Source organism: Sphingomonas sp. EU05-FHT14C10, assembly GCF_058790595.1.
The window spans coordinates 1-21,581 of record NZ_JBYTEN010000028.1 but is presented as its reverse complement, the minus strand read 5'-3'; the positions used below and the strand labels follow the sequence as shown (position 1 = coordinate 21,581).

The 21,581-nt window shown below is 66.5% G+C and carries 15 protein-coding genes; 3 read left to right on the top strand and 12 right to left on the bottom strand.

The window, feature by feature from the left end; genetic code table 11:
* Positions 1–18 precede the first annotated feature (18 nt).
* The 9 genes from AC3WT0_RS18535 to AC3WT0_RS18495 all read right to left on the bottom strand — a co-directional run bounded on the left by AC3WT0_RS18535 (position 19) and on the right by AC3WT0_RS18495 (position 12,658).
* Complete coding sequence (locus tag AC3WT0_RS18535; RefSeq protein WP_492754904.1) at positions 19–1,599, bottom strand: aldehyde dehydrogenase (NADP(+)); 1,581 nt, start codon at positions 1,597–1,599, stop codon at positions 19–21.
* Between the two features lie 92 nt (positions 1,600–1,691).
* Positions 1,692–3,002 (bottom strand): xylose isomerase, encoded by a 1,311-nt coding sequence (gene xylA, locus AC3WT0_RS18530; RefSeq protein WP_492754903.1) that lies wholly within the window; start codon positions 3,000–3,002, stop codon positions 1,692–1,694.
* Positions 3,002–4,480 carry a xylulokinase gene (xylB, locus tag AC3WT0_RS18525; RefSeq protein WP_492754902.1) on the bottom strand — a complete coding sequence of 493 codons (1,479 nt, stop codon included), beginning with the start codon at positions 4,478–4,480 and terminating at the stop codon, positions 3,002–3,004. Before xylB ends, xylA begins: the two co-directional genes overlap by 1 nt.
* A gap of 12 nt (positions 4,481–4,492) precedes the next feature.
* Complete coding sequence (locus AC3WT0_RS18520) at positions 4,493–5,497, bottom strand: glycoside hydrolase family 43 protein (RefSeq protein WP_492754919.1); 1,005 nt, start codon at positions 5,495–5,497, stop codon at positions 4,493–4,495.
* 194 nt (positions 5,498–5,691) lie between these two features.
* Positions 5,692–6,279, bottom strand: a complete 588-nt coding sequence (kdpC, locus tag AC3WT0_RS18515) for a potassium-transporting ATPase subunit KdpC (protein ID WP_492754901.1) — start codon at positions 6,277–6,279, stop codon at positions 5,692–5,694.
* Between the two features lie 11 nt (positions 6,280–6,290).
* On the bottom strand, positions 6,291–8,327 hold the full coding sequence (kdpB, locus tag AC3WT0_RS18510) for a potassium-transporting ATPase subunit KdpB (RefSeq protein ID WP_492754900.1): 2,037 nt from the start codon (positions 8,325–8,327) through the stop codon (positions 6,291–6,293).
* 17 nt (positions 8,328–8,344) lie between these two features.
* The gene (kdpA, locus tag AC3WT0_RS18505) at positions 8,345–10,048 is read right to left on the bottom strand and encodes a potassium-transporting ATPase subunit KdpA (RefSeq protein ID WP_492754899.1); all 1,704 of its coding nucleotides are present in this window, start codon (positions 10,046–10,048) and stop codon (positions 8,345–8,347) included.
* Between the two features lie 13 nt (positions 10,049–10,061).
* Positions 10,062–10,151, bottom strand: coding sequence for a K(+)-transporting ATPase subunit F (gene kdpF, locus AC3WT0_RS18500; RefSeq protein ID WP_492754898.1), 90 nt, complete (start codon positions 10,149–10,151; stop codon positions 10,062–10,064).
* A 416-nt stretch (positions 10,152–10,567) separates the two neighbouring features.
* On the bottom strand, positions 10,568–12,658 hold the full coding sequence (locus AC3WT0_RS18495; RefSeq protein ID WP_492754897.1) for a TonB-dependent receptor plug domain-containing protein: 2,091 nt from the start codon (positions 12,656–12,658) through the stop codon (positions 10,568–10,570).
* Between the two features lie 98 nt (positions 12,659–12,756).
* Between AC3WT0_RS18495 and AC3WT0_RS18490 the strand changes: the two genes are divergently transcribed.
* Entirely contained in the window at positions 12,757–13,281 is a 525-nt protein-coding gene (locus AC3WT0_RS18490; protein WP_492754896.1) for a homogentisate 1,2-dioxygenase, read from the top strand.
* Positions 13,282–13,292: 11 nt separating this feature from the next.
* Positions 13,293–14,234, top strand: coding sequence for a cytochrome-c peroxidase (locus AC3WT0_RS18485; protein ID WP_492754895.1), 942 nt, complete (start codon positions 13,293–13,295; stop codon positions 14,232–14,234).
* Here the strand turns inward: AC3WT0_RS18485 and AC3WT0_RS18480 are convergent.
* The 3 genes from AC3WT0_RS18480 to AC3WT0_RS18470 form a co-directional block, all read right to left on the bottom strand.
* Entirely contained in the window at positions 14,195–14,602 is a 408-nt protein-coding gene (locus tag AC3WT0_RS18480) for a winged helix-turn-helix domain-containing protein (protein WP_492754894.1), read from the bottom strand. The genes AC3WT0_RS18485 and AC3WT0_RS18480 overlap by 40 nt on opposite strands.
* A gap of 216 nt (positions 14,603–14,818) precedes the next feature.
* The gene (locus AC3WT0_RS18475) at positions 14,819–16,438 is read right to left on the bottom strand and encodes an alkaline phosphatase D family protein (protein ID WP_492754893.1); all 1,620 of its coding nucleotides are present in this window, start codon (positions 16,436–16,438) and stop codon (positions 14,819–14,821) included.
* A 21-nt stretch (positions 16,439–16,459) separates the two neighbouring features.
* Positions 16,460–18,769, bottom strand: coding sequence for a TonB-dependent receptor (locus tag AC3WT0_RS18470; protein ID WP_492754892.1), 2,310 nt, complete (start codon positions 18,767–18,769; stop codon positions 16,460–16,462).
* Positions 18,770–19,047: 278 nt separating this feature from the next.
* Here AC3WT0_RS18470 and AC3WT0_RS18465 point away from each other — a divergent pair, with 278 nt between their 5' ends.
* Positions 19,048–21,450 (top strand): TonB-dependent receptor, encoded by a 2,403-nt coding sequence (locus AC3WT0_RS18465; protein ID WP_492754891.1) that lies wholly within the window; start codon positions 19,048–19,050, stop codon positions 21,448–21,450.
* The last annotated feature ends 131 nt before the right edge of the window (positions 21,451–21,581 follow it).

Genomic DNA, 21,581 nt, shown 5'->3' with positions numbered 1-21,581 from the left:
GCCGGCCCTTTTTTCCGCTCAGCGCGGAGAGGCCTCGCGCTTGCCGTCGACCCGGCGCGCGATGCCCCAGGGGTTGGCGTCCTGAACGGCGGGAGGCAGGAGCCCCTGCGCCATGCTCTGGAAGCTCACCGGGCGCAGGAAGCGGTAGATAGCGAGCGTGCCGACCGAGGTGGTGCGGCCGTCGCTGGTCGCCGGGAAGGGGCCGCCATGCACCATGGCAGGGGCGACCTCGACGCCGGTCGGCCAGCCGTTCGCAAGGATGCGGCCGACGCGCTCGGCGAGCAACGGGACGAGCTTCGCTGCCTCGGCCTCGTCGGCCGGATCGGTCTGGAGCGTGGCGGTGAGCTGGCCTTCGAGGCCGCGGACCACCTGACCGAGCTCGGCGAAATCGCGGCAGCGCACGACGACCGAGGAGGAGCCGAACACTTCGTTGCCGAGCGCATGATCGGCGAGGAAGCTCTGCGCATCTGTCTCGAACAGCGCGCCGACGGCCTGGTTGACGCCCTTGGCGGGGCAGCCGCGCGCGACGGTGCGGACATTCTCATGCCCCTCAAGCGCGGCGACGCCCTTTTCGAAGGCGGCGTGGATGCCGGGGGTGAGCATGGTCAGGCCCTGGCTTTCGGCGAGCGCCGCGCCGGCGGCCGCGACAAAGGCGTCGAGATCGGGGCCGTCGACCGCGAGGATCAAGCCCGGATTGGTGCAGAACTGGCCCGCGCCCATGGTCAGCGAGCCGACGAAGGCAGTCGCCATCGCCGCGCCGCGCGACGCGAGCGCCGCCGGGAAGAGGATGACCGGGTTGATGCTCGACATCTCGGCGTAAACCGGGATCGGCTCGGGGCGCTGAGCGGCGATGCGCATCAGCGCGAGGCCGCCGCCGCGCGAACCGGTGAAGCCCACCGCCTTGATGCGCGGATCGGCGACGAGCGCGCCGCCAAGCTCGATCGTCTCGCCCGGCAGGTAGGAGAAGGTGCCGGCGGGCAGCCCCGACGCCTTGACGGCGTCGGCGATGGCTCGTGCGACGAGCTCGCCCGTGCCCGGGTGCGCGGGGTGGCCCTTGACGACGACGGGGCAGCCGGCGGCGAGCGCCGATGCGGTGTCGCCACCCGCGACCGAGAAGGCGAGCGGGAAGTTGGATGCGCCGAAGACGGCGACCGGGCCGATCGCGATGTTGACGCGGCGGAGATCGGGGCGGGGCAGCGGCTGGCGATCGGGAAGCGCGGGATCGATCGTCGCATCGAGCCAGTCGCCCTGGCGGACGACCGAGGCGAAGAGGCGAAGCTGGCCGACGGTGCGGCCGCGCTCACCCTCCAGCCGGGGGCGGGGCAGGCCGCTTTCGGCCATGGCACGCTCGATCAGCGCATCGCCGATGGCGACGATATTGTCGGCGATCGTCTCAAGAAAGGCAGCGCGCGTCTCGGGATCAGTCGCGGCATAGACGGGGAAGGCGGCATCGGCCAGCGCCGCGGCTTCGGCGACGGCATCGACGCCGGCCGAGGAAAAATCGGGCGACAGCGTCTCGCCGGTGGCGGGGTTCACCGAAGTGAAACGGGCATCGGCTTGGCGCGCCTCGGCGCCGATCAGAATCGCACCATCAATCACGGGATTTTCCTTCGGATGGGAGGTTGAGCAAAAATAGGGGGCGCCCGCCGGCCTCGCAAGGCGAAGCGGCGGACGCCCCCATGCAATTGACATCAGATGAAGCGGTTGACCAGATTCTCGATCCGTTCCTGCCGGCCCGAGCGCGGCTTGGGATCGAACGCCTTCTCGACCGCGAGATCGGCGATGCCGGCGAGATCGAGCGTGCCGATCTGCTCGCCGAGCGGGCCGGTCCAGCCGGCATAGCGCTCGGCCTTGATCGCATCGAGACGGCCGTCCTCGATGATCGCGGCGGCGTTGAGCAGGCCGCGCGCCACCGTATCGATGCCGCCGATATGGCCGTAGAAGAGGTCGACCGGGTCCATGCTCTGGCGGCGGACCTTGGCGTCGAAATTGAAGCCGCCGGTGGTGAAGCCGCCCGCGCGCAGGATCTCGACCATCGCCAGCGTCAGCTCCTCGACCGAATTGGGGAACTGGTCGGTATCCCAGCCATTCTGGTGATCGCCGCGATTGGCGTCGATCGAGCCGAAGATGCCGAGTGCCGCCGCAGTCGCGATCTCATGCTCGAAGGTGTGGCCGGCGAGCGTGGCGTGGTTTGCCTCGATATTGACGCGCACCTCGTTCTCGAGGCCGTAACGCTTGAGGAAGCCGTAAACGGTCGCGGTGTCGAAATCATATTGGTGCTTGGTCGGCTCGTGCGGCTTCGGCTCGATCAGGATGGTGCCGGTGAAGCCGATCTTGTGCTTGTGCTCGACGACGAGGCTGAGGAAGCGGCCGAAATTGTCCAGCTCGCGCTTCAGATCGGTGTTGCCGAGATTCTCATAGCCTTCGCGGCCGCCCCACAGCACATAGTTGCTGCCGCCGAGGCGCTTGGTCGCCTCGAGCGCGTCGCGGACCTGCATCGCGCCGAAGGCATAGACTTCGGGATCGGGGCTGGTCGCGGCGCCGGCGGCGAAGCGCGGGTGGCTGAACAGATTGGCGGTGCCCCAGAGCAGCTTGCGCCCCGATGCGGCCTGGAGGCGTTCGAGATCGTCGACGGCCTCGGCGAAATAGCGGCGATGCTCGGCGACATCATGCGCCTCGGCCATCACATCGACGTCGTGGAAGCAATAATAGGGGATGTCGAGCTTGGTGAAGAAATCGAAGGCGACCGCGCGCTTCTCGGCGGCGGCCGCGCTGTCGTTCGCGCCGCGATGCCAGGGGCGGTTGAACGTGCCCGCGCCGAACACGTCCGAGCCCGGCCAGCAGAAGGTGTGCCAGAAGCAGGCGGCGAAGCGGAGATGATCCTCCATGCGCTTGCCGAGGACGACGCGATCCTTGTCATACCAGCGATAGGCAAGCTCGTCGTCGCTGTCGGGGCCTTTGTAGCTGATCTGCGGAATCTGGGCGAAATAGTCGGTGGCCATCAGGCGCTCCTTGCGGGATTGAGGGGAGGGGCGGGATTGAGAGGAGTGATGCGGGGATAGGCGTCGCGGAAGGCGGCTAGCTTGGGCGCGAGGCGATCGGCGAGTGCGGCGTCGGGCGCGATGACATGCGCCACCGGAGGCGCGACGCAGACCTCGGCCGGGTTGCCGCCGTCGACGGCAAGCTGGGCGAGGCGGGCGGCGCCGAGCGCGGGGCCGACTTCGCCGCCCTGGAGATAGACGAGCGGCACGTCCATCGCGGCGGCGAGCGTCTGGCCCCAGTAGCGCGAGCGCGCGCCGCCGCCGATCACCGCGAGTTCGGCGACCTCGGTGCCGGCCTCGCGCAGCACGGCGAGGCCATCGGCGAGCGCGAAGGCCACGCCTTCGAGCACGGCCTGCGCCAGCCGATCGGGCGTGGTGTCGTTATCGAGGCGGAGGAAGGCGCCGCGCACCTGCGCGTCGTTGTGCGGCGTCCGTTCGCCCGACAGATAGGGCAGGAATATTTCGGGGCCGCTGGCCGGACCAGCGGCCTCGGCGCGGGCGAAGAGATCGGCGGCGCCCGCCGCACCCGTCAGCCGCGCCACCCAGTCGATGCACGATGCCGCGCTCAGATGCACCGACATCTGGTGCCACATGGCGGGCAGGCAGTGGCAGAAGGCGTGGACCGCGCGCGCCGGATTGGGGCGGAAGCGATCATTGGCGACGAAGATCACGCCCGAGGTGCCGAGCGAGAGCAATGCCTTGCCGTCGCTGACCACGCCGACGCCGGTGGCGCCCGCCGCATTGTCGCCCGCGCCGCCGGCGACGGGGACTTCGCCCATGCCCCAGGCCTCGGCGACTTCGGGGAGGAGGCGGCCTGCCTGCTCGCTGCCCTCGACGAGGCGGGGCATCTGATCCTTCGTCAGGCCGCAGGCGGCAAGCAGCGTCTCGCTCCAGTCGCGCGCGGCGACGTCGAGCCAGAGCGTGCCGGCGGAATCGGACATGTCCGAAGCCTTCTCGCCCGTCATCTTCAGCCGGACATAATCCTTGGGAAGAAGGACGGTGCGGACCCGCGCGAAGATGTCCGGCTCATGATCGCGGACCCAGCGGAGCTTGGGTGCGGTGAAGCCGGGCATCGCGATATTGCCCGATATGGCGCGGAGATCGGGAACCTCCGCCTCAAGCGCCGCACATTCGGCGAAGGAGCGGCCGTCGTTCCACAGGATGGCGGGGCGGATCGGCCGATCGTCCGCGCCGAGCAGCGTCGCGCCGTGCATCTGCCCCGCGATGCCGACGCCGCGGACGGCGCGACGGATCGCGGGGTCGATCGAGCGGACGGCGGCGGTCGTCGCCTTCCACCAGTCGGCCGGGTCCTGTTCGGACCAGAGCGGCTGGGGGCGCTGGACGGTGAGCGCGGCGACGCCTTGCCCGACGACTGCGCCATGCGTGTCGAGCACCACCGCCTTGACGCCCGACGTGCCGATATCGATGCCGAGAAACATGCTAAGGCCGCGTTACTTGACGAAGGGATCGATGGTCTGGATCGAGCCGTCCGCGTTGAAATGAAGCTCGGTCACCTTGACGTTGCGCAGGTGATTCTTCCCGCTGAGCTGGGTGTCGGCATAGAAAAGCCAGGTCTTGCCGCCCCAGTCGATGATCGAATGGTGGGTCGTCCAGCCCTGCACGGGCAGCAGGAAATGGCCCTTGTAGGTGAAGGGGCCGTAGGGATTGTCGCCGACGGCATAGGCGAGGAAATGCGTGTCGCCGGTCGAATAGGTGAAATAATATTTGCCGTCGCGCTTGTAGAGCCACGATGCCTCGAAGAAGCGGCGATCATGATCGCCGCCGAGCAAAGGCTTGCCGGCTTCGTCGAGGATCACGACGTCGCGCGGGGCCTCGGCAAAGCTCTTCATGTCAGGCGAGAGCAGCGCGACCTTGGCGCTGAGCGCGGGCTGATCGTCCTGCTTCAGATCGGTTTCGCCGATCGACGGATCATATTTGCCGGTCGCCCATTTCTGGAGCTGGCCGCCCCAGATGCCGCCGAAATAGATATAGCTCTTGCCATCCGCATCGGTGAACACGGCGGGGTCGATCGAGAAGCTGCCGGGGATCGGCTTGGGCTCGGCCTTGAACGGGCCCATCGGCGACTTGGATGTCGCGACGCCGATGTGGAAGACGCCGTCCTTATCCTTCGCCGGGAAATAGAGATAATAGGTGCCGTTCTTGTAGGCGGCGTCGGGCGCCCACATCTGCTTGCCGGCCCAGGGCACCTGCTTCACGTCGAGCGCGACGGGGCCGACCTTCACCTTGCCGCCGATCTTGTCCATCTCGAGCACGCGATAGTCGCGCATCGCATATTGGTTGCCGAGATCGTCGTCGGGGATTCCCGCGTCGATATCGTGGCTGGGATAGACGTAGATCTTGCCATTGAAGACGTGCGCCGAGGGATCGGCGGTGAAGATCGAGGTGACGAGCGGCTGGGAGAGATAGTGGCGGCCATCGGGCGAAACCTGCGCCATGACCGAAGCCGAACCGGCGGCGAGCAAAGCTCCGCCAGCGACCAACCAACCACGATGAATCATGTTCACTCCTCTCCGACTCCGCGCCTGCAGGCGTCTCGAAGACGGAAAGTTAGCGCTAACATCGACTCGGGACAAGAGGGCGGGGGCATCGCCGGACGGAGAAATGCCGTTCGGGCGATCCCCCCGCGCGATCATTTGCCGGCGTTGGCGGCGAGCCGGTCCAGCGCGAGGTTGAGCGCGAGGACATTGACGTGCGCATCGCCGAGGATGGGGAGGAGCGGACGCTCCACCGCGCGTTCGACGAGCGCATGGACCGCGGCTTCGGGAAGGTCGCGCGCCCTGGCGACACGGGCGACCTGATAATAGGCGGCCGCCGGGCTGATGTCCGGATCGAGGCCCGATGCCGAGGTGGTCACGAGATCGACCGGCGGCGCGCCCGCGCCGGTTGCTTCCAGCTTCGCCACGTCGCCCTTCACGCGATCGGTGAGTGCCTGCGCGGCCGGGCCGAGATTGGAGCCCGACGAAGCCAGCCCGTCATAGCCCTTGCCGGCGGCCGAGGGGCGCGAGGCGAAATAGCGGTCGCTCGCGAAGCCCTGGCCGATCAGCGCGGAGCCGATGGGCTTGCCGTTCGCGACGATCAGGCTGCCATTGGCCTGGCCGGGGAACAGCCCCTGGCCGATACCGGTCAGCGCCAGTGGGTAGGCGATGCCGAGCAGCAGCGAAAAGAGGATGGTCAGCACGATCGCCGGGCGAAGTGCGGTCAATATATCCTTGGTCATCGTCATTCTCCTCAGGCCAGGCCCAGCCCGTTCACCGCCAGATCGATCAGCTTGATGCCGACGAAGGGCGCGACGAGGCCGCCAAGCCCGTAGATTGCGAGGTTGCGTGCGAGCAGCGGGCCGGCACCCATCGGGCGATAGGTGACGCCCTTCAGCGCGAGCGGCACGAGCAGCGGGATGATCAGCGCGTTGAAGATGATCGCCGACAGGATCGCGCTTTCCGGCGTACCGAGACCCATGACGTTGAGCACCGACAGCCCCGGATAGAGCGCGACGAACATCGCCGGGATGATCGCGAAATATTTGGCGACGTCGTTGGCGACCGAGAAGGTGGTCAGCGCGCCGCGCGTCATCAGCAACTGCTTGCCGAGGCCGACGACCTCGATCAGCTTGGTCGGATCGCTGTCGAGATCGACCATGTTGCCGGCTTCGCGCGCCGCCTGCGTGCCGGTGTTCATCGCGACGCCGACATCGGCCTGCGCGAGCGCGGGGGCGTCGTTGGTGCCGTCGCCGCACATGGCGACGAGCTTGCCGCCCTGCTGTTCGCGGCGGATGAGTGCCAGCTTGTCCTCGGGCGTGGCCTGCGCGAGGAAATCGTCGACACCAGCCTCGGCCGCGATGGCGGCGGCGGTGAGGGGATTGTCGCCGGTGATCATCACGGTGCGGATGCCCATCGCGCGCAGTTCGCCGAAGCGCTCGCGGATGCCCGCCTTGACGATGTCCTTCAGGTAGATGGCGCCGAGCAGGTGGCCATCGCGGGCGACGGCGAGCGGGGTGCCGCCGGCGCGGCCGATCTCGTCGGTGATGCGGCGAAGCTCGGTCGCGGCGGGGGTGTCGCCAAGGCCGGGATTGGCCTTGAGCACGGAGTCGACCGCGCCCTTCTGGATGACCGATCCGTCCATCTTCACGCCCGAAATGCGAGTCTGCGCGGTGAAGGGGATGATCTCGGCGCCGGCGGGGAGGGCCGCCACCGTCTGGCCGAAGCCCGAGCGCGCGAGTTCGACGATCGAGCGACCCTCGGGCGTTTCGTCGGCGAGGCTGGCGAGGAGCGCGGCCTCGGCAAGCTGCTCCACGCTCGCGCCGCCGACGGGGCGGAACTCGGTCGCGTGGCGGTCGCCGATCGTGATCGTGCCGGTCTTGTCGAGCAGCAGCACATCGACGTCGCCGGCCGCCTCGACCGCGCGGCCCGACTTGGCGAGCACGTTGAAGCGAACCAGCCGGTCCATGCCCGCAATGCCGATCGCCGAAAGCAGGGCTGCGATCGTCGTCGGGATGAGGGTGATGAGCAGGGCGGCGAGGATCGCGACGGGCACCGAGCCGCCGGCATAGCTGGCGAAGCCGGGAATGGTCGCGACTGCGATCAGGAAGATGATCGTCAGGCCGACGAGCAGGATGGTCAGCGCGATCTCGTTGGGCGTCTTCTGGCGCTCGGCGCCTTCGACGAGCGCGATCATGCGATCGAGGAAGCCCTGGCCGGGGCCGACGGTGACGCGGACGCGAATCTCGTCGGAGATGACGCGCGTGCCGGCGGTGACTGCCGACCGGTCGCCGCCCGCCTCGCGGATCACGGGCGCGCTTTCGCCGGTGATCGCGGCCTCGTTGACCGAGGCGACGCCCGAGACGACTTCGCCGTCCGCCGGGATCAGGTCGTTGGTCTCGACCAGCACGACATCGCCGAGGCGAAGTTGGCTGGCCGGGACGATCTCGACCTGGCGGCCTTCGCCCTTCAAGCGCTTTGCCGAGAGCTCGGCGCGGGTGGCGCGGAGTGCGGCGGCCTGCGCCTTGCCGCGGCCTTCGGCCAAAGCCTCGGCGAAGGTGCCGAACAGCACGGTCAGCCACAGCCACACGACAAGCTGGAGCTTGAAGCCGAAGCCGAGCGGATCGTGCCCGACGACGAGCAGGATGGTGAGGAGGCTCGCCACCACCGCCGTGGTGAACATCACCGGATTGCGGATGAGCTGGCGAGGATCGAGCTTCAGGAAGGCGTCGCGGATCGCAGGTGCGATCAGTTCCGCCGTGAAGATTGATTTCTGGTTGGACCGGGCCATCGGACAGGTTCCCTGGATCAGAAGAGTTGGCCGCGGATCATCGCGAGATGATCGGCGATCGGGCCGAGCGCGAGGCTGGGCAGGAAAGTGAGGCCGCCGACGATCAGCACGATGCCGATCAGCAGGCCGGTCCACAGCGGGCCGGTGGTCGGGAAGGACCCGGCGGTCTCGGGCGTATATTTCTTCGCCGCGAGGCTGCCGGCGATCGCCAGCATCGGCACGATCACGAAGAAGCGGCCGATCCACATCGCGACACCCAGCATGCCATTGTAGAATGGCGTGTTGGCGGTGAGGCCGGCGAAGGCGGACCCGTTATTCCCCACGGCCGAAGTGAAGGCGTAGAGAATCTCGCTGAAGCCGTGCGGTCCCTTGTTGAGCGGACCGGCAAGGCCTGCGGGCAGCACCGATGCGATGGCGGTGAAGCCGAGGATGATCAGCGGCAGCACGGCGATGGCGAGCACCGCCAGCTTAACTTCCTTGCCCTCGATCTTCTTGCCGACATATTCGGGCGTGCGGCCCACCATCAGCCCGGCGACGAACACCGCGAGGATGGCGAAGAGCAGGAAGCCGTAGATGCCCGCGCCGACGCCGCCGACCACGACTTCGCCGAGCTGGATGTTGAACAGCGGGATCATGCCGCCGAGCGCGGTGAAGCTGTCGTGCATCGCATTGACCGCGCCGCACGAGGCCGCCGTGGTAACGACGGCGAAGAGTGCGCTGGCGGCGGGACCGAAGCGGACTTCCTTGCCCTCCATATTCGCGCCTGCGACGCCGAGATTGTGGAGGATCGGGTTGCCCGCCGCTTCCTGCCAGTAAGTGACGCCGACGCCGACGAGGAAGATCGCGATCATCGCCGCGAGGATCGCCCAGCCCTGGCGGGTATTGCCGACCGCCTTGCCGAAGGTCCAGGTGAGCGCGAAGCCGATCGCGAAGATCGACAGCATCTGGACGAAGTTGGTCAGCGCCGTGGGGTTCTCGAAGGGATGCGCGCTGTTGGCGTTGAAGAAGCCGCCACCGTTGGTGCCGAGCATCTTGATCGCTTCCTGCGAGGCGACGGGGCCGAGGGCGAGCGTCTGCTTCGCGCCTTCGAGCGTGGTGACGTCGACCGAGCCGGCCAGCGTCTGCGGCACGCCGCTGGCGATCAGGAAGACCGCGTAGACGATGCAGATCGGCAGCAGCAGGTAGAGGGTGACGCGCGTGGCGTCCGCCCAGAAATTGCCGATCGTCGCCGCGCTGCGCCGCGCGAAGCCGCGGAAGAAGGCGAAGGCGAGCGCGATGCCCGTCGCTGCCGACATGAAGTTGTGGATCGACAGGCCGAGCATCTGGCTGAGGTTCGACATGGTCGATTCACCCGAATAGCTCTGCCAGTTGGTGTTGGTGGTGAAGCTGACCGCCGTGTTGAAGGCGAGATCGGGCGAAAGCCCCGCATAGCCCAGCGGGTTGAAGGGGAGCACGCCTTGCAGCCGCAGGATGGCATAGGTGAGCGCCATCAATGCGACGTTGAAGATCAGCATGTGGACGGCGTAGCGGCGCCAGCTCTGCTCGGCGGTGGGGTCGATACCCGCAAGCCGGTAGAAGCCGCGCTCGACCGGGCCGAGCACGGCATGGAGCGGCGTGCGCCGCCCCTCGTAAAGCGCGTGGAGCCAAAGGCCGAGCGGCCTGGTGATCGCCAGCAGCACGCCGACGAAGGCGATGATGAGGAGCCACCCCTGGATGGTCATGGCGTTGTCCCTGTCAGAAGCGTTCGGGCCGCACGAGGGCGGCGACGAGATAGATGAGAAGGCCGGTGGCGGTGATCGCGGCGAGCCAGAGTTCGATCGTCATGGCGCCGATACCGTCAGGCGTTGTCGCACAGCCGGGCGTAGGCAAGCGTCGCCGCCGCCAGCCCGAGGGCGAGGAGGATCCAGAGAAAATCCTGCATGGTTGCACACTCCCGCATGGCGTCGGCCGCGGGATGTGCGGCGCGATTCGTCTGCGGTGGCGCAATTAGGCCCTGTGGCCGTTTGAATGCGACGGCGCGGGGTGCGGCCCCGCATATGAATCGCATATGAATCGCATATGTTCGGATATTGTGCCGGGGCAGGCCGGCTTATGCGCGATCCTGCCCCGGCGACCCGCGACCCGGCGGGCTGTTCGTGCGGTTCAGCCGGGCTGAACCGCGATCGGCACCGGCCCTCTCCCCCTCCTGACTTCCTACTCAGGATAGTCTGGATGGGAGAGAGGGCCGGTGCCGCGCAACATCAATAACGCGCGCGGATGGCGGCGAAGAGCGTGCGGCCGGGCTCGGGGAAGCCGTCGGTCAGCACATAATATTTGTCGAACAGGTTGCGCCCGCCGACACTGAGCGTGACCTGCGGCAACACGTCATAGTCGATGCGGAGGCCCGCCGTCGCATAGCCGCCGGTCTTGTAATAGACGGGCGCGAGGCCGTTGGCGCTTGCCGGGGTGACCGTCACGCGCTTCGACGCGAAATCGAGGCTGGGGGTGAAGTTGAGCTTCTCGATCGGCTTCCACGTCACATAGGCGAAGCCCTTGTGGCCGGGGACGTCCGTGAGCTCGAACGGCCGGATCAGGCCGCCCGGGGGCGGCGTTCCGACGTTGAAGTCACGATGGATGTAGCCGTAGTTGAGGCCTGCCTGCAGCGTGCTGGAGATGGTCGCGTCGAGCGAAAGTTCGGCGCCATAATAGTTGGCCGACCCCAGATTTTCGCGCTTGTTGAGGTTCGCCGTGGTGCGGACCGAGACGAGCGCATCGGTCAAGTGGCTGTAGAAGGCCGCCGCCGTGACATGCAGCGGACCGAAGGTACGGCTGCCGCCGACCTCGACATTGGTCGCGCGCTCGGCCTTCAGATCCGGGTTGGGCTCGGCGGTGCCGAACTGGCTGCTGAACCGCTCGAACAAGGTCGGGAAACGCGCGCGTGACGAGACGCTGACGTGCAGGCTGGTGGCATCGTCGGGCGCCCACTGCAGGCGGCCCTGCGCATTCCAGGCGGACGCGTTGCTGAGCGGGTAGCTAAACAGGCGGTTCGCGCCGCTGCCGCCCGGAGGCACGCCATATTCCTGCGCGGAATCGAGATCGCGCCAGTCGAAGCTGCCACCGACCGTCAGGCTGAGCGCGGGCGTGAAGTTGAAGACGTTCTGCGCCGCGATGCTCCAGGTGCGCTCGGCGCTTTTCTGGACGGGCTCGGCAACGCTGGTCGGCAGATCGGGCCGGCTGGTCTGCGATTCCTTATGCTCGTCGCGGCGATAGTGGAATGCGAGGCTGAACATGTCGGCCGGCGCGAGCGCAACGTCGAGCTGGGCCGAGCCGCCATAGGCATTGTCGTGATAGGGGCTATTGAAGGCGCGCGGCAGCGCCTGCGTCGTCTGGCTGCGATTGTCGAAGGACTGCAGCAGGTTGTCGAGCTTGTTGTAATAGACGCGGGTCTTGAGCGTCGCATTGTCGCCCAGCGCGGTCGTCGACAGGAAATAGACGCTCTGGATGTTCCAGTAAGGCCATGCCCAGTTGCGCAGCGACACGTTGCTGGTGTCGGTGATGTGGAGCGGCGCGTTCTTCGAGCCTTCCTGCCGCGTGTAGCTGACCGAATATTCGTCGGTTTCGTTGGGCGTGAAGCCGATCTTGGCGTTGACGCGCCAATCCTCGGTGCGGCTGAAATCCCGGTCCCCGCCATTTTCGTTCACGGTCGGCTTGAAGCTGCCCGGCAGGTCCCAATGATCCTGGAAATTGCGGGCGTAGCTGGCCTGCGCATACCATTTGTCGTGCTTGGTGCCGACAAGCCCGAACAGCGTATAGCCGTTATAGTCGGCGTCGCGGCCGAGGTTGAGCTGGCCGCGCACCTCGAGATCGAGATCCTTGGTCGGCTTGCGCGTCACCAGATTGACCGCGCCGCCCATGCCGCCGGGGCCGTCGAGCACCGAGGCATAGCCCTTCGCGACCTGAATCTCGGCAATGTCCGGTGTGAGGAAGCGGCCATAGTCGAGCCGGTTGTCGGCAGGCAGATAGACGCGGATGCCGTCGATCGACAGCGGCACCTGAAAGCGATCGAAGCCGCGCACGAACAACAGGCGTTCGTTGCGCGAGCCGCCGCTATTGCCCGCAGTCACGCCGGGAATCAGGCTGGCCGCATCGTCGAGCGTGTTGCGGTTGAAGGTGAAGATCGCATCCTGGCCAAGCGTATCGCTGCCGACCGAAAGCCCCGCGCCGCGCTGTCCGGTGACGACGATCTCGCCGAGGCCGAAGCGCGCGTCGCTCTGGTCCTGAGCTTGCTGGGCGCGAGCCGGAATCGCGGAAAGCGCCGCCGAGCAGGCGGTCGCGAGGAGAATGAAACGCATGAGAACCCCTTTGTCCCGGCAATTGCCGATGGTCTTTCGGGCCGTATATGGCAGAATATAGGTCGCAATATCCAGTGGGATATAATGAGGGAGTTTTCATGACCTTTCCGATCCGCGCGGCATTGCTGGCTTTCATGGCGCTTCCCGGTGCGGCGGCGATGGCGCAGGAAGCCGAGCCCGTCTGCCCGCGCGACGCTCAGCCGCTGCCTGCGCCGCTTGCCGGATGGGCGCAGCGCGCGGCGCTTGCAGCGGGCGCCAAGGCGGATGATCTGGGGGCTGCGACATTGACGCCGGGCAGGGGCGTCGACCTGGCGCTGCGCCCGACGCCCGAGGTCAGCTATGCGCTGCGCCCCGAGCGGCCGGGCGGATCGGTGAGCCATGGTGGCATGGTCGCCTTTGTGGTGCCCGAAGGGGGGACATACCGCGTCGCGCTGGGATCGGCGGCGTGGATCGACGTGGTGCGTGACGGGCAGGCGATGACGTCGGTCGCGCACGGGCGCGGGCCGGCCTGCTCGGGCGTGCGCAAGATGGTGGACTTCGCGCTCCAGCCCGGAACCTATGTGCTCCAGATCGTGGGGAATGGATCGGCCGCATTGCCGGTGATGGTCGCGCGGCTGCCCTGACCGCGATGCCGGTGCTGACGCGCCTCTGCCTGTTGCTGGCTTGCGCCGGGCTGCTCGTCGCGGCGGGGAAGGGCGTGTCCGGCGGAAATGCTGAGGCGGCCCGGATCGAATTGGGGCGGCGGCTTTTCTATGACGCCGATCTGTCGGCGGACGGGAGCATGGCCTGTTCCTCCTGCCATGTGCAGCGCCACGGCTTTGCGGACAGCGTGGCGACGCATCCCGGCGTGCATGGCGAGCCGGGCAGGCGCAACGCGCCGGGGCTGGCCAATGTCGTGCGTGCGCGCAGCCTGACCTGGGGCGATCCGCGCGTGCGGACGCTGGAAGCGCAGGTCTCGATCCCCGTGCTCGGCGACGATCCGGTCGAAATGGGGATGAAGGGGCAGGAGCCGGAGATCGCGCGGCGGCTGGGGCGGGATAGCTGTTACGTCGAGATGTTCCGGGCCGCTTTTCCCGACATGGGCGGTCGGATCGACATGACGACCGTTGCGCGCGCGATCGCCGCCTTCGAGCGCAGCCTGATTTCGGACGATGCGCCGATCGACCATTGGCGGCGCGGCATGCGCGATGCGCTGACGCCGGCGCAGCGGCAGGGAGGAGTCCTATTCGCGCGCAATTGTGCTTCTTGCCATGCCGGGCCGGACATGAGCGACGGGCGCTTCCATGCAATCGAAGCCGTGGGGCGGGACAAGGGATTGGGCGCGGTGACGGGCAAGGCCAGCGACGACGGGCATTTCCGGACGCCGATGCTGCGCAATGTTGCGCTGACTGCGCCCTATCTCCATGACGGGTCGGCGGCGACGCCGGGCGAGGCGATCGCGCGGCATCGGGGCGTCCGGCTCGATACGGGGCAGATGGCGGCCATCGTCGCCTTTCTCGATGCGATGACCGACCGGACCTTCGTGTCGGACAGGCGCTATGCCTTGCCGGACTCCGCGTGCGGGCGGACGTTGTAATGCGGCGGCTCCGGCATGGCGCGGAGCAGGCTCTGCAACTCGGCCAGCGGTCCGTCTTCGAGCGCCTTGTCCATGTCGCGCTCGATCGCGCGGTAGAGGGCGAGGATGCGCGCGCCGAATTCGGTGAGCCGCGCGCCGCGGTTGCGCGCGCCGCCGGGTGAGGTCTCGACCAGCCGCTGCGCCCAGCAACGGTTCATCGCATCGACGAGCAGCCAGGCGCGGCGATAGCTCATGCCGAGCGTCCGCCCGGCGCCGGATATCGATCCGTCGCGCGCGATCGCCTCGAGCAGATCGGCCTTGCCCGGCCCCATCGCGATCTCGCTGCCGCAATAGATCTGCGCCTTGAGCTTGAGCGGGCCGATCAGCATGGCGAGGCGTTCGGGGTCATGATGGGCTTTCCGGCGGCGGTGAAGCCAAAGCTAAGACCGCGCGCCGGAAAGTTGCAAGGTCGCTCGAAAGGGAATGCCCTGTCATTGCGAGGAGGTGGAGCCGACGAAGCAATCCAGGGCGATGTCCGGTATCGGTCTGGATTGCTTCGCTTCGCTCGCAATGACGGGGGCTGGTGCGGATGTCAGGGACGGGGATCAGGCGCTGGCGAAGCGGCGCTCGCCCCAGCGCACGTCGAGCGCCTTGCTCGTCACGCCGCTGGTCGAGCGGGTGAGGATCGTGTCCATGAAATGCCATTCGCCATGGACCTTGTCCGCCGTCAGCTGGAGCGAGACATAGCCGCGCTTGCTGGTGTCGGAGAAGATGATGTCGGGATTGGTGGTCTGGAGTGCTTTGGCGACATCGGCCGGGGCGGTTTGGGGCACATAAGCCTCGAAACCCGGCGAGGTCACCGAATGGCCGGCGAACTCGACGCCCGCAGGGCGCCCGCCCTGCGATAGGTTGTTGCCCCAGGCATTGTGGCTGTCGCCCGACAGGACGACGAGATTGCTGCCGCTTTCGAGCGCGGCATCGAGCAGTCTTGCACGGGCCGCAGGATAGCCGTCCCACGAATCGAAGTTGAAGGGCAGGCCGACCTTGGCGGCCGCGACGCCGGCCATCGCAACCTGCCGGGCCTTGGGCGGGCCGTCCGCGGGGAACCAACTGAGCGCGGCTTCGGGGAAGCGGACGGGGGCCATGACGATTTCCTGCGCCAGCACCTGCCAGCGCGTGCCGGCCTTCACCGACTTGCCGAGGCCGTCGTTCAGCCATGCTTCCTGCTCGGCGCCCATGAGCGTGCGGTCGGCGGCCTGCCAGGGGCCATCGCGGAAGGCGACGAGGGCCTGCATGAGATCGCCGCGCCCGGCGAGCGCCTCGGCCAGCTCGAGCTGCTTGGTGCGCGCGGTGATGCGCGTTTCGGGGCGGAAGATCGTCGCGAGCGAGCCGATCTGGAAACTGTTCCAGCGCTGGCCGGAGACGGGCATCCATTCGTCATAGACGCGCTCGGCCGCCGCCTTGCGCACCGACCAGGGGCCTTCCTTCGCGGGATCGTGATTTTCCGCGCCGCCCTGCCAGGCATCGTTGGCGAACTCGTGATCGTCCCACTGCGCGATCATCGGGAATTGCTGGTGGAGGCGGCGCAGATCGGGGTCGGCGCGATAGGCGGCGTAGCGCAGCCGGTAATCGGCAAGCGTCACCATCTCGTTGGGCGGCTGGACCTCGCGCCCGGGGACGGCCTTTTCAGGGTAAGTGCCGGGGCCATATTCGTAGAGATAGTCGCCGACATGGATCATCAGATCGAGGTCGCTGCGTTCGGCGGCATGCGCATAGGCGTTGAAATAGCCGAAGGGCATGTTCGAGCAGGAAAAGAGCCCGATGCCGAAGCGCTTCACGTTGCCGGTGGGCAGCGTGCGGGTGCGGCCGATCTCGCTGATCGTGCCGTCGGGCGCGATGAAGCGGTAATGATACCAGCGATCGGGCTGGAGGCCGTTGACGACCAGCTTCGCGCAATGATCATGCTCGCCGCTCGCCACGACGTCGCCACCCGAGACGATGCGGGTGAAGGCGTCGGTCTCGGCAACCTCGCAGCGCAGCTTCGTGTCGCCCGATCCGACATAGCGGATCCAGAGCAGCACCGAGCGAGGCCCCGGCTCGCCGCTCGCGACGCCGTGGGTGAAGCCGCGCGCGGCAAGCAGTTGCGCGGCGCCGGGCGTGGCAAGCGCAGCGATGCCGAAGGCGCCGGCTTTCAGAAGAAGGCGGCGGTCGATATGGAAGGTCATGGCGTTCGTCCTCTCCCGGGGTCAGAAACGCGCGCTGAGCTGAACGCCGTAGAGGCGCGGCTCGGCGGGGATGAAGGTGGGGTAGCCGAATGACCCCCCGGTGTTGCCCGCATCAAGCAGATAATGCCGGTTGAACAGGTTGCGCGCAAAGGCCGAGACTTCATAGCGGTCGTCGGCGAAGGACAGGCCTGCGCGGACATTGGCGAGCGTCACCTTGTCCTGGCTGATCGCGGGCGTGTTGGGCAGCTCGAAATAGATGCGACTGCGATAGGTGACGCTGGGCGTCGCAAAGACGCGCATGGCGTTGCCCAGCGGCGCATTGATCGTGAAGCCGGCCGAGGCCTGCCAGCGCGGCTGGAGGCGGAACTGGTTGCCGGCGAAGCGCCCGTTGGACGGCTTGTCGTCGATGCCGCCGTCTATGAAGCCGACATTGCCGAAGGCGCGGAACCAGTTGGTGAACCGCGCCTCCAGCTCCGCCTCGACGCCGAGATTGCTTGCCGAGCCGGCGCTTTCGGTGACGGTCGAGCCGTCGTCGCGCCGGACGCTGACCTGGAAATTGTCGTACTTCTGGTAATAGACGCCGAGCGAACCCGAAAAGATGCCGACGCGGCCCTTGATGCCGCCTTCATAGTTCCAGACATTTTCCTCGGGGATCAGGTTCACCGCAGCGACCGCGCCGCCCGCCGAAGCGGCGGCCGAGACGTCGACGGTCGGCGAGCGCCGGCCTTTGGAGACGGTCGCATAGAGGCTGACGTCGGGCGTCAGGTGATAGAGCGCGTTGAAGCGCGGCAGCACGGCCGCGTAGGAACGCTGCGCCCAGAAGAAATTGCCGTTGGTCGTCACCTGCGACGGGATGAGCGGGCCGCCGGTCAGCACCGATTTCGGCGCATAGGAGGCATAGCCCGAACGGCGCTGCTCGATGAGGACGCGGACGCCGGCGGTGAGCTCGAGCTGCTCGACGGGCAGCCAGGTGCCATCGGCGAACATCGAATAGCTCTGGTTGTTGCCCTTATTCTCGAACCAGCCGCTGTAGGGGAGGACGGTTGCCAGCCCGCGGGTGAGCAGCGCGGTGGCGCGAGAAGCAGTGACGGTGCCGTCGGCCGCGATGCAGCCGAGGCCGGGGATCACATTCGCCGCACATTGCAGGAAGGTGCCTTCCTCCGACGAGAAGGGGACATATTGATCGCCCTTCTCGGTGAAGAAATTCCAGCCGAACGAACCGCGGAACTTGTCGGCCGCGTAAGCGAAGCGGCTTTCATGGTTGAACTGCCAGCCTTTCGCATTCTCGGCGAATTCGAGGAACCAGGCGCGCGAGCCGTCGGCATCGAAAATCTCGAGCGAGTCGAACTTGCGGTAGCCGTTGACGGTGGTGAAGCTCCACCCGTCGCCCATGTTCCAGTTGAGCGTCAGATTGCCGTCATAGACATGGCGATCGAGCCCGAGCCTCGGGGCGCCCAGTGCCTGTTCCGAATAAGGCGAGCCGCCGAGCCACGCGCCGTCGTAGATGGTGCCGCTGACCGACGCGGGTGGCAGGCGCTTGCTGATGAAGGCGGTGCCGGGATTTTGTTCGCGATCATAGGTGAAGATCAGGTCGGCGGTGAAATCGCTCGACGGGGTGAAGCGGAGCGAGCCGCGCACGCCGACTTCGTCCTGCCCGTTGAGATCGCGCTGATCGGGCGCGAAATTCTTCACATAGCCGTCGCGCTTCTTCCATTCAAAGGCGACGCGGCCGGCGATCACGTCCGAGCCGGCATTGAGATAGCCGCTCAGCAGCCGCTGGTCGTAATTGCCGATGCCGCCGGTCAGGCTCGCCGACAGGCCGGGCCTGGGACGGGCGGAGACGATGCTGATCGCGCCGACGGTCGCGGCGGTGCCGAACAGTGTCGCCTGCGGACCCTTCACCACTTCGATCCGGTCGAGGTCGTAGACGCCCTGATAGGCGCCGCGCGAACGCGAAATGTCGACGCCGTTATAATAGAGCGTGACGCGCGCGGCCTGCTGCGCCGATCCGCTGTCCGACGTGATGCCGCGGATGACGATGCCAGGATTGTTGGCGCTCTGTTCCTGGATGTTGAGGCCGGGGACATAGTTGGACAGTTCGTCGAGATCGTTGACGCCCAGCGTGCGCATGCGATCGTTGGTCATCACCGAGATGGTGATCGGCACGTCGACCAGCCGCTGCTCGATCTTCTGGGCGGTGACCAGAATTTCTTCATTCTCGCCGGGGTCCGGCACCGGGGGCAGGGCGTCGGCCGCCATCGCAGCCGTATGAAAGGCGAGAACGCTACAGCTCGCCGCCAGCAGTGCGGCGGTCGAAAATCTACGGAACATTTGGTTTCCCCGTGCAACCCGGTTTGGTCGGCCGGCTAGTGCCAGTGTGATGTGACGCTTTGGCGCAACGGGTATTGCGATGAAGTTACAAGGGAAAATCGGCCGCCTGCCGGTGCGCGGGAGGGCGGGGACCGACGATTTCCTGCCCCGGGCGAGCCTGATCCGGAGTTGTTGGACAGATGGATAATAATGCTTGACGACTGTCTAGTCGCGTGGGAGCATGAGTCATAATTCTGAAAAATCCGGGGCGGTTCTCTCGACGACAAAGGGGTCAGGCGATGCGATGTAAAAATGGTCGTGGATCGGGGCTTTGGCGGTTTGCCGGCGTCATGCTGGGGTCGACCGCATTGGCGGGAAGCGGGACGGCGTTTGCCCAGCAACAGGCGCCTGATTTTTCGTCTTCGAGTGACATCGTTGTCACAGCGACAAAGCGTGCCGAGCGCCTGCAAGACGTTCCGCTGAGCATCCAGGCCCTGGGCAATGCGACGCTCGAGCAGCATCAGGTGCAGAGCTTCGACGACTATGCCAAGCTGCTGCCCAGCGTCAGCTTCCAGTCCTTCGGCCCGAGCCAGAGCCAGATCTACTTCCGCGGCGTGACCAGCGGCGGCGACGGCCTCCACGGCGGCTCAGCCCCGGCGAGCGGCCTCTATCTCGATGAGATTCCGCTCACCACCATCGCCAGCAACGTCGACTTCCACGTCTATGACATGGAGCGCGTCGAGGCGCTGTCAGGCCCGCAGGGCACGCTCTACGGCGCGAGCTCGCTTTCGGGCACGCTCCGCCTGATCACCAACAAGCCCGACGCCAGCAAATTTTCGGCCGGCATCGATCTCGACGCCAACAAGTTCGGCAAGGGCGCCGCAGGCGGCACCGCCGAGGCCTTCGTCAACATCCCGCTGGGCGAGAAGGCGGCGATCCGCCTCGTCGGATTCTACGAGCATGACGGCGGCTATATCGACAATACGCCGGCGACCCGCACCTACACGCTCAACGACGACGATCCCTCGACCAACGTCACGATCAACAACGACAAGTTCGTCAAAAAGAATTTCAACGATGTCGATACCTATGGCGGACGCGCGGCGCTGAAGCTCGACCTGTCCGACGACTGGACGGTGATGCCGGCGTTCATCTACCAGCGCCAGGTCGCGCACGGCAATTTCCTCTATGATCCGCGCGCGGGCGACCTGAAGGTCCATGACTTCACGCCCGACATCAACAAGGATCGCTGGTATCAGGCCGCGCTGACCATCCAGGGCAAGCTGTCCGACTGGGATATCACCTATGCCGGCGGCTATTTCGAGCGGAAGACCGAGAACCAGACCGACTATAGCTATTACACCGTCGCCTATGACGGCGGCTCGCATCAGGGCAGCTTCTACTATACCTATTTCCCGACGGGCGACGGCGGCTTCCTCGACCCCACGACCTACCAGTATCTCGCCGACCGCTATACGAAGCAGACGCATGAGCTGCGCATCTCGTCGCCGGCGAGCGAGCGGCTGCGGCTGACGGCGGGGCTCTTCTACGGGCGTCAGACCGACTATATCCAGGCGGACTATGTCATCCCCGGCATCTCCCAGATTCCGCAGGACGGATTCTACTATCCGACGCCGATTCCCGGTTTCGGCGATTCCACGTTCCGCACGCGCACGCGTCGCGTCGACCGCGATTATGCGGCCTTCGCCGATGCGGCGTTCGACATCACCCCGAAGCTGACGCTCGACCTCGGCATTCGCGGCTTCATGACCAAGAATACGCAGGTCGGTTTCTCGGGCTTTGCCTATAATGCCGCGGATCCGAGCTGCCTGGCGACGACGGCGACCGATCGGCCCTGCACCAATATCGACGGCAAGTTCGACGATTCCGGCGAGACGCACAAGGCGACGCTGTCGTGGAAGTTCGCGCCGGGCAAGATGATCTACGCGACCTATTCGACCGGCTATCGGCCGGGCGGCCTCAACCGCCGGCAGGGCGTCGACGCCTACAAGGCCGACACGCTCGACAATTACGAGATCGGCTGGAAGACGAGCTGGCTCAACAACACGCTCAACATCGGCGGCGCGGTCTTCATCGAGAAGTGGAAGAAGCTGCAGTTCGGCCTCAGCCCGATCGGGCAGGCGGGCGTCACCAACATCTACAATGCCGGCGACGCGCGGGTACACGGCGCAGAGGCCGATTTCGACTGGCGGCTGGGCGGATTCCAGCTTTCGGGATCGGCGACCTATGTCGACGCGAAGCTGACCACCAATTTCTGCCAGGTCGACGAGACGGGCAACAGTGTCTGCGATCCTGGCGTTCCGCCGGCCGCGCCCAAGGGTACGCGGTTGCCGATCCAGCCGCGCTTCAAGGGCACGGCGACCGCGCGCTACAATTTCCTGGTCGGCGACGTGAAGGCCTATGTGCAGGGGACGGTGCTGCATCAGAGCAATACCCGCACCTTCCTGACCAATCTCGAATATGACGCCGTCGGGCCGACGCCGGCCTTCACCACGGCCGATTTTGCGGTCGGCGGGCAGTTCGGCCAGACCACGTTCCAGCTCTATATCCAGAACGCCTTCGACGAACGCGGCGAACTGAGCCGGAACACGGCGTGCGCCCCCGCCTTCTGCGGCCCCTATTATCGCGTTTACCCGATCAAGCCGCAGATATTCGGCCTCAAGGTCGGCCAGCGTTTCTGACAACTGAAAAGCGGGCGTCGCTGCGGCGACGCCCGACCCTCAAGGTGGAGTTTTATGAAGACGAGAGCGGCGGTAGCGTTTGAGGCGAAGCGTCCATTGGAGGTTGTTGAGCTGGATCTTGAGGGTCCGAA